Below are 5868 nucleotides of genomic sequence, written 5' to 3' on the forward strand. Positions count from 1 at the left end.
TGGTTGGGGTAGTCGGACTGACCGGTGGCGACGACCGTCGCGTGCGCCCGCGCGAGGGCCGGGTCGATCTCCGGCCTCGGGTTGGCCAGCGCGAACACGATCGCGCCGTCGGCCATCGACTCGACGTCGTGCACGGAGAGGACGTCGGCCGCCGAGACACCGATGAAGACGTCGGCGCCGCCGACGACGTCGCAGAGGGAGCCCGTCACCCCGCGAGGGTTCGTGTGAGAGCTGATCCAGCCCAGCTGTCCCACGAGCCCGGGGCGCCCGCGGTGCACGACGCCGTCGATGTCGCACACCACCACGTCCTCGGCACCGGCCTCCAGGACGAGCTTGAGGATCGCCGTCCCTGCGGCACCCGCCCCCGACATGACGATGCGGACCTGCGAGAGGTCCTTGTCGACCACGCGCAGCGCGTTGCGCAGCGCCGCCAGCACGACGATCGCCGTCCCGTGCTGGTCGTCGTGGAAGACGGGGATGTCGAGCCGCGCCCGCAGACGGTTCTCGATCTCGAAGCACTTCGGCGCGGCGATGTCCTCGAGATTGATTCCCGCGAACCCGGGCGCGATCGCGGCGACAGTCTCGACGATCGAGTCCACGTCGTGGGTGTCGAGGCACAACGGCCAGGCGTCGATGTCGGCGAACGTCTTGAAGAGCGCCGCCTTGCCCTCCATCACGGGCAGCGCGGCGTACGGGCCGATGTTGCCGAGGCCGAGCACCGCGGACCCGTCGGTCACGACCGCGACCGCGTTGCGCTTGACCGTGAGCCGCCGTGCGTCCTCCTTGTCGCGGGCGATCGCCTCGCTGATCCGCGCGACGCCGGGCGTGTAGATCATCGAGAGGTCGTCGCGGGTCCGCAGCGGGTGCTTCGTGGCGACCTCGATGACTCCGCCGAGGTGCATCAGGAACGTGCGGTCGGAGACCTTCTTGACATCGGCGTCACCGATCGACTCGAGGGCGGCGACGACCCGGTCGGCATGGTCGGTGTCCGACGTCGCGATCGTGAGATCGATGCGGAGGACCTCGGTATGGGAGCCCGTGACGTCCAGTGCTGTGACGACGCCGCCCGCCTTCTCGACGACGGTGGTGAGGTCACTGACCGCGGATCCCCCGGCCGGGACCTCGAGACGGACGGTGATCGAGTAGGAGACGCTCGGTGTGGATGCCACAGATCAAGATTCGCACACCGCCTCAGGAACCTGAGGAGCACCTCATGTTCGAGGCGGCTCGCCCGACGCTCAACCCACGCGACGACCCGTCATCTCCTCGATCGCCAGCCCTAACAGCACCGACTGGTGGATGCCGACCCACGGGTCCAGCTCCATCTCCGGCGGCATCGAGGCCTCGTCGACGCGCCACAGCGGCCCCCGCACCTTCACGCTCCAGCCCGTCTGCGACAGGCGGTCGAGGTACGTCACGAGGAACGCGACTCCCTGCGACCCGACCCCTCCCTCGGCCAGCGTGCCCTCCTCGCCCGTGCGGATGAAGATGGTGTCGCCGAGCAGCCGGTAGTTCACGGGAGTCATGTCGAGGCTGCCACGCGAGTGGTACGCGATGTGGCCAACCCGTGCCGTCCCGAGCAGCTCCCGCGTCTCTTCGGCGCCGAGCGTCGTGAGCGGTCCGTTGGTCATCAGGCCACCTCCTGGGAGTTGCCTCAGTCTACATCCGCGGGCGCGTCCAGAGGCCGGGCCGTACGCCGACCACCGACGCGACGGAAGGGGTCGGTCAGGCCGGAGTCGTGCGCATCGACATGGCGTCCAGCAGCGGCGCGGAGGCGTAGCCGTCACCTTCCACCACCGGCGCCGCGTCGGTAGTGTGCGAGACATGAGCGACCTGTGGGCAGAGCGGCGTCCGGTCGAGGTCGGCGGACTGACCTTCGACGTCGCGTTGACAGGCCCCGAAGACGGTGTGCCGGTGGTGCTCCTCCACGGCTTCCCGCAGACGGCCGACTCGTGGCGCTCGGTCGCTCCACGGCTCGCCCGGGCCGGCCTGCGCCTGATCGCCCCCGACCAGCGGGGATACTCCCCTGGCGCGAGGCCCTCAGAGGTCGCGGCGTACGCCGTCCCTCACCTCGTCGACGACGTCATCGGCCTGATGGGCGAGCTTGGGTACGACTCCGCGCACGTGGTCGGCCACGACTGGGGAGCAGCGGTGGCGTGGTCGCTCACCGCGCACCATCCGGAGCGGGTGCGGAGCCTCGTCGCCCTGTCGGTCCCTCACCTCGCCGCCTACGGGTGGGCGCTGGTGAACGACGACGACCAGCGGGAGCGCGCGTCCTACATCGGGCTCTTCCGGCAGCCCGGCAAGGCCGAGGACCTGCTGCTGGAAGACGACGGGCGACGGTTGCGTGCGATGTTCGGCGACGCCATGCCGGAGGAGCACATCGCGACGTACGTCGGCGTGCTGAGCGAGCCGGCGGCCCTCACGGCCGCGCTCTCGTGGTACCGCGCGATGGGGCGCGATCTCGGCGCGACGCCTCCGGTCACGGTGCCCACCACCTACGTGTGGGGCGACGACGACTGGGCCCTCGGAGCGGCAGGGGCCCGGCGGTGCGGGGAGCACATCCACGCGGAGTACCGCTTCGTCCCGGTCGCGGGCGCCTCGCACTGGCTGCCCGAGGAGCAGCCCGAGCTGGTCGCCGACGAGATCGTGGCGCGCGTGCGGGCCTGACGCTCCGGATCAGGTCCGCTCGTCGCGGGCACGCTCGGCCGCGTCACGGTGGTCGATCTCGGACTTGAGGTCGCGGACGCGCCGGCCACGCGTTCGGTTCTCGCGCGTCAACCAGGCCAGGCCGACGAACACGAGTGCGGCGATGATGGCGCCCCACAACGACGCCGCGCGGAACCCGGGACCGTCCACGTCCAGGATGCGTTCGCCGGCGTGGGCGCCGCTGCTGGTGCCCAGCACGATCGAGAGCGTCATGAGGTTGGGAAGCGCGAGCACGAGGGCGACCGCGATCACGACGGCCTTCCAGTAGCCCTTGATCCACCTCCGCGTGATCGCCTGCCAGGCGACGAGCAGGGGCACCAACGTGAACACGATCCCGAGGAAGAGGCCCCAGACCGTGCCGGCGGTCAGGCTGCCGTCGACCCGCCGTCCGATCCACTGCGCCCACCACCGCGGCACGAAGGCGGCGAGACCGTAGCCGACCGCGACCGCCAGCACCGCGACCGCGAGCACCAGGAGGACGTTGCGCAGGGTCTGCTGGCCGTACGACTTCCAGCCGTCGGCGCCCGTGCCTCGGCGGTCGGCCGATGCCTGAGTCGCCGAGGTCTCTCCGTCTCGCGAGGTCGCCACGTCTCCAGGATGGCACCGATCGACCCGGTCGGCCGGACGCTCGAACCAACCCGCGAGTAACATGACGTCACACGTGTGACGTACGGCACATCCTCGGGCGAGGTGCGTCACCGGGAAGGACACGATGAGCGCGCACGACACCGTCCCGGCCGCCCAGGTGGTCCCGCTGGGACGGGACGGCCTCACGGTGGTCGAGAAGCCCCGCCGCAGCAAGCGCGCACTCTTGCTCTCGAGTGCCCTGCGGGTCACCGTCAAGCCGGCGCTCTCGGTGTGGGCCCACGCGCCGGGTGCGCCGTGGCCGACGGGCCTTCTCGAGAGAGCCGCAGCGCTCCTGCCGAGCCCGCGGCACACGACGGTGGAGGACGTACGGCTGCCGCGGTGCGACGCGGAGCTGATCCGGGCGGACGGCGCCGAGGACGACGAGCACGCGATCCTCTACCTCCACGGCGGCGCCTTCCTGGTGGGCGGACTCAACACCCACCGCGGACTGGCGGCCCGCCTCGCCGCCACGAGCGGCGGCGCCGTGCTCAACGTGGGCTACCGGATGATGCCGAAGCACCCAGTCAGCCACGCCGTGGAGGACGGGCTCGCCGGCTACACCTGGCTGCTCGACCAGGGCTACGCGCCCGAGCGGATCGTGATCGCCGGGGACTCGGCCGGCGGATACCTCGCCTTCGCCGTGGCGCTGGCCATCCTCGAGTCGGGCCTGGAGTCCCCCGCCGGCCTGGTCGCGATGTCACCCGTGACCGATCTCGACCCCGAACGCACGCTCGACCAGCCCGGCCGCCCGTCGTGCGCGCTGTTCTCGCAGTCGACGTGGCGGGGGTTCCTCCGGCTGGTCGACATGGTCGAGAACGCGCTGGTGTCGGACCTGCTGAAGCCGGCATCCTCCTTGGTCGACGCCGACCTGCGTGGACTCCCGCGCACTCTCATCCAGGTCGGGTCGGACGAGCTCGTGCTCCCCGACGCCCAGCTGATGGCGATCCGGCTCGCCGACTCCGACGTGGAGGTGGAGCTGCAGCTGTGGGAGGAGCAGGTCCACGTCTTCCAGGTCGCCGTGGGGCTGGTGCCTGAGGCCCGCGACGCCACCCGCGAGGTCGGTCGGTTCGTGCGGTCGGCCTGTCGGCAGGCTGAGGCCGCCACCAGACCGGGGCGGCCGTCCGCACGGCGAAGCGGCGGCACCGCCGCAGGGCGGGCCGCCGCTGAACGCCAGCCGTCAGGCGCCTGAGTCGGCCGGCCCCGGAGTGGCGTCGTCGCCACCAGGAGCGGTCGGGCCACCCTCCGGAGCAGTGCCGCGGGGCGCGCCCCGGTCACCACGGGAGCCGCCGCCGTCGCGGTCCCCGTCGAGGCAGCCTCCCTTCCCCGGGCCGTCCTCTCCATCAGGACGGGCTCCGTCAGGAGCCGTGCCGTCAGGGCGGGCTCCGTCAGGAGCGGTGCCGTCAGGAGCGGTGCCGTCAGGAGCGGTGCCGTCCTGACCGTGGCCCTGGGGGCCGCCGTCACCGCGGAAGTCACCACGGTCCTGGTGCATCCCGTAGCCGTTGGCGACGCCCGGGTCGGCCTGGCCACCGTCGTCGGCGGACGCGCTCCCGATGGCCATCCCGCCGAGGAATCCGAAGCCGCACAGCGCAACCGCGGCGATCACCGCACCGATGCGCGTGCGGTTGTCCAGCTTCTTCCACCCGGCGGGCTTCGAGGTCGGGGTCGCGGCGGCCGTGGATCCCTCCTGGGGCTCCTCGGGGCCGAGTCGACGCGTGTCGTCGTTCATCGTTCTTCTCTCCTTCGTTCTCTATGAGGCCTGGACCGACTCGTTCAGTCCTGGCCGGTGGTGAGGTCGTAGACGGTCGTCCCGTCCACGCTCTGGGCGGCGAAGTTCTCGCTCACCCACGTCTCGATCTCCGTGTTCGCGCCACCGCCGTGGCCGGTGCCTGCGACGTAGTAGTGGATCTGTCCGTCGGCGACCCACTCCTGGAACTGGGCGAGCGTCGGGAAGCTGTCGGTCCCGTTGAACCCGCCGATCGCGAGCACCGGTTCGCCGGAGGCGAGCTGGAGCGGCGCGGCGCCGTTGGCGGTCTGCGCCGCGGCGGCCCACCGGTAGTCGCCGTCCTGCAGGAGCTCGACCAGCTCGTCGCTGACACCGGAGGTGCCCCCGCCACCCAGGAAGCTCGCGCCGCCCCCGCCGGGTCCACCGGGTGCACCGGGTGCACCGCCCGGTGGTGCACCGCCCGGTGGTGCACCGCCCGGCACACCACCAGGCCCGCCACCAGGTCCTCCGACGGTCGACGGCCCCGCTGCCACGATCGAGCCGGTGTGCGCGCTGCCGATGGTGGCGGCAGCCGACGCGGCGGGTGCCGCGAGAGAGGCCACCGCGACGAGGACCGCCGTGGTGAGGGCGAGCCGCCGCGTGGCGTCCCGGGTGAGTGTGAGCTCGTACCCGACGAGGAGCAGCGTCGCGCCGAGCACCGCGGCTCCGACGACGACCCACCGCAGCCACGGCAGGAACGTCGGGGTGTCGACGAGCAGACGCCACTGCCAGAGACCGGTGAGGAGGACAGTCCCGGCGAGAACCGTGCG

At 71.9% G+C, this 5868-nt stretch carries 6 protein-coding genes and 1 pseudogene; 2 read left to right on the forward strand and 5 right to left on the reverse strand.

Annotated features, from left to right (window positions below):
* Both PV363_RS15025 and PV363_RS15030 read right to left on the reverse strand, forming a co-directional pair.
* The coding region (locus PV363_RS15025; RefSeq protein WP_301022741.1) for a malic enzyme-like NAD(P)-binding protein at positions 1 to 1169 on the reverse strand (1169 nt) is incomplete at its 3' end.
* 69 nt (positions 1170 to 1238) lie between these two features.
* Positions 1239 to 1631, reverse strand: a complete 393-nt coding sequence (locus PV363_RS15030; RefSeq protein ID WP_220343303.1) for a pyridoxamine 5'-phosphate oxidase family protein — start codon at positions 1629 to 1631, stop codon at positions 1239 to 1241.
* A gap of 193 nt (positions 1632 to 1824) precedes the next feature.
* On the opposite strand from PV363_RS15030, the gene PV363_RS15035 reads away from it, so the two are divergent.
* Positions 1825 to 2670 (forward strand): alpha/beta hydrolase, encoded by an 846-nt coding sequence (locus PV363_RS15035; protein WP_220343302.1) that lies wholly within the window; start codon positions 1825 to 1827, stop codon positions 2668 to 2670.
* Between the two features lie 9 nt (positions 2671 to 2679).
* Here PV363_RS15035 and PV363_RS15040 read toward each other — a convergent pair whose 3' ends face one another.
* Positions 2680 to 3297: a hypothetical protein gene (locus PV363_RS15040; RefSeq protein ID WP_220343301.1), complete on the reverse strand. Its 618-nt coding sequence runs from the start codon at positions 3295 to 3297 to the stop codon at positions 2680 to 2682.
* 124 nt (positions 3298 to 3421) lie between these two features.
* Between PV363_RS15040 and PV363_RS15045 the strand changes: the two genes are divergently transcribed.
* Entirely contained in the window at positions 3422 to 4525 is a 1104-nt protein-coding gene (locus PV363_RS15045; RefSeq protein WP_301022742.1) for an alpha/beta hydrolase, read from the forward strand.
* Here the strand turns inward: PV363_RS15045 and PV363_RS15050 are convergent.
* Both PV363_RS15050 and PV363_RS15055 read right to left on the reverse strand, forming a co-directional pair.
* Positions 4514 to 5062: a hypothetical protein gene (locus PV363_RS15050; protein ID WP_301022743.1), complete on the reverse strand. Its 549-nt coding sequence runs from the start codon at positions 5060 to 5062 to the stop codon at positions 4514 to 4516. The two genes, PV363_RS15045 and PV363_RS15050, sit on opposite strands and share 12 nt — an antisense overlap.
* Before the next feature lie 44 nt (positions 5063 to 5106).
* Positions 5107 to 5868 (reverse strand): annotated as a pseudogene (locus PV363_RS15055) (glycosyl transferase); the annotation flags it as partial.

The sequence above is a fragment of the Mumia sp. genome (genome assembly GCF_028803055.1).
Lineage (GTDB): Bacteria > Actinomycetota > Actinomycetes > Propionibacteriales > Nocardioidaceae > Mumia.

What these genes read in the sequence shown, in the direction of transcription:
- PV363_RS15035 (WP_220343302.1), top strand. Translation starts at nt 1,825, where the DNA reads ATGAGCGACCTGTGGGCAGAGCGGCGTCCGGTCGAGGTCGGCGGACTG.
- PV363_RS15030 (WP_220343303.1), bottom strand. Translation starts at nt 1,631, where the DNA reads ATGACCAACGGACCGCTCACGACGCTCGGCGCCGAAGAGACGCGGGAG.
- PV363_RS15045 (WP_301022742.1), top strand. Translation starts at nt 3,422, where the DNA reads ATGAGCGCGCACGACACCGTCCCGGCCGCCCAGGTGGTCCCGCTGGGA.
- PV363_RS15050 (WP_301022743.1), bottom strand. Translation starts at nt 5,062, where the DNA reads ATGAACGACGACACGCGTCGACTCGGCCCCGAGGAGCCCCAGGAGGGA.